This is a genomic window from Streptomyces sp. NPDC058662, from assembly GCF_042716255.1.
GTDB lineage: Bacteria > Actinomycetota > Actinomycetes > Streptomycetales > Streptomycetaceae > Streptomyces.
This window is the reverse complement of record NZ_JBHXRU010000213.1, coordinates 1-1,920: the sequence shown is the minus strand read 5'-3', so window position 1 is coordinate 1,920 and position 1,920 is coordinate 1. Positions and strand designations below refer to the sequence as shown.

The 1,920-nt window shown below is 37.6% G+C and carries 1 protein-coding gene; it reads left to right on the top strand.

All coding sequences use genetic code 11. The features are described from left to right. The first annotated feature begins 181 nt into the window (after positions 1–181). The gene (locus tag ACFWUQ_RS31430; protein ID WP_375839305.1) at positions 182–1,090 is read left to right on the top strand and encodes a hypothetical protein; all 909 of its coding nucleotides are present in this window, start codon (positions 182–184) and stop codon (positions 1,088–1,090) included. Positions 1,091–1,920: the final 830 nt, after the last annotated feature.

The following is a 1,920-nucleotide window of genomic DNA, read 5'->3' as shown; positions in this document are numbered from 1 at the left end:
ACACAATGAATTTGGAAGAGTTTCAAAAGATGCTGTAATTGAGTTTGCTATTAAGGAATTGTATAGGGACTATTTGGGAAAAGGACGCTAATTTTTGTTGAAAAACTGACTTCGGATTTGGGGTTCTTTATTATTAACTTGATTTTAATTAAACATTACAGGAAAAATTGAGGGGAAATGGATGGATAAACGCAATGGTGACGCGGTTTTCATAGCTCCAAATGATGTTGTAAAAGTGACCACTATGAATCACGTCATTGAAGTTCAGCATATGGAGAAGATGAACCGGAAAAATAATATCAAAAAATTGGACAAGGATAGGTTTGTAGACCTCTCTACTGGGGAGATCCGGGAGTTCGAGCATTCGGAAAATCGGCAGGAAAATTATAATTCTTTGAGACAAACCTTTAAGAAGCTGCGTTATTTGATAAATAACAATTTTATAGGACGGCCAAATGAATTACATATAACTTTGACATACAAGAAAAATATGACGGACACGAAAAAACTTTATAGTGATTTTCAAAATTTTATCGACAGGTTGCGTTATAAATACAAGAAAGAAAGTTCGATAGATTATTTATCGGTGGTAGAGCCACAAGGACGTGGAGCCTGGCATTGTCATGTTTTAATGCGCTTTAATGATTTGGATAAGATTTATATTAAAAATGCTGAATTAAGGAGTCTATGGGGTTTAGGATTTGTAACAATCAAGTCATTAAAGGATATAGACAACATAGGAGCCTATTTGAGCGCTTATTTGACTGATATAGACCTAGAAGATGTCCAAGACAGGGAAACAGCCTTAAAAGTGGCTTCAGAGGGCTGTGAGGTGCAAACAAAGATCGTAGAAGGTCGGGAAAAGAAATTTTTAAAAGGCGGACGGCTGCACATGTATCCTTCCGGAATGAATATGTATCGAAAATCAAAAGGGATTGTTAAGCCGGAACGGGAAGAAATGAAGTTCGGAGACATAAAAAAAGTAGTGGGTTCGGCAAAACCACACTACGAGAAAAGTTATCATGTCGAAAATGACAATTTTGAAAACACAATTTCGTTTCTCCAGTATAACACAAAACGTGATTTTTGAAGCAAAACGGTTCCTCTTTATGGAGCCGTTTTTTTTATTTCCCGAAGGGTTATTTGTCAGAATGACAAACCGATTTCGAGCCGGCGAGAACCCATTGTCACACCACGATTTAGGGGGTGTGTATAAATGGGCACTCTCTGTGAAATTTGAAGCTTTGAAATTCCGAATGGCGCACTTATACACTCTGTCGAGTGAGTGCTAAAATGCTGAAGCATTTCCGTCAAGCGTGTGGAGGAATCTTGTAGAGAGATATAGCATAGATACCCGTATCTCTAGAGATATTTTGGTATATCCCTGCTATATCTATGGGGTATCTATGCTATATCTTTGGCTTCAAAAACGGCACCTGTTCTAAGAGCATAGAAACTCAACAGGCACAGCCTGTTTGACACCCTTTTTTTTAGGGTGGCACCGAGTTTCCTTATGCTCTTTTTCTCTGAAGCTAAACCTGTTTTATATGTCGTAGTCTTTTTATTGGGAGTGACCCCTTGCTGTACAATTTCCGGAGGTGCCGATAAGGGACGAATTTTCCCTTGTCGGTTGCCTTTGGGGATTGTAAGGGGTGGAGGCTCGGAATCAAAAGGAAACGAAATATCATTCCGAGTGTGCTTCTTTTTTCTGTTCTTGAATTCTATTATTTCCAATGTTAGAATTATGTTAACAACTTGTTAGGAGTGTGTTTGGATGGAAGAGAAAAAACAAATTGGACCTCGAATTACTGTTGAAACATTTAAAAAGCTAGAGTAATAAGCCGAACATTTTACAAAACACAAATAATTTGGAAGAGTTTCAAAAGATGCTGTAATTGAGTTTGCTATTAAGGAATTGTA

Coding starts and splice junctions, on each gene's coding strand:
- ACFWUQ_RS31430 (WP_375839305.1), top strand. CDS start 182: ATGGATAAACGCAATGGTGACGCGGTTTTCATAGCTCCAAATGATGTT.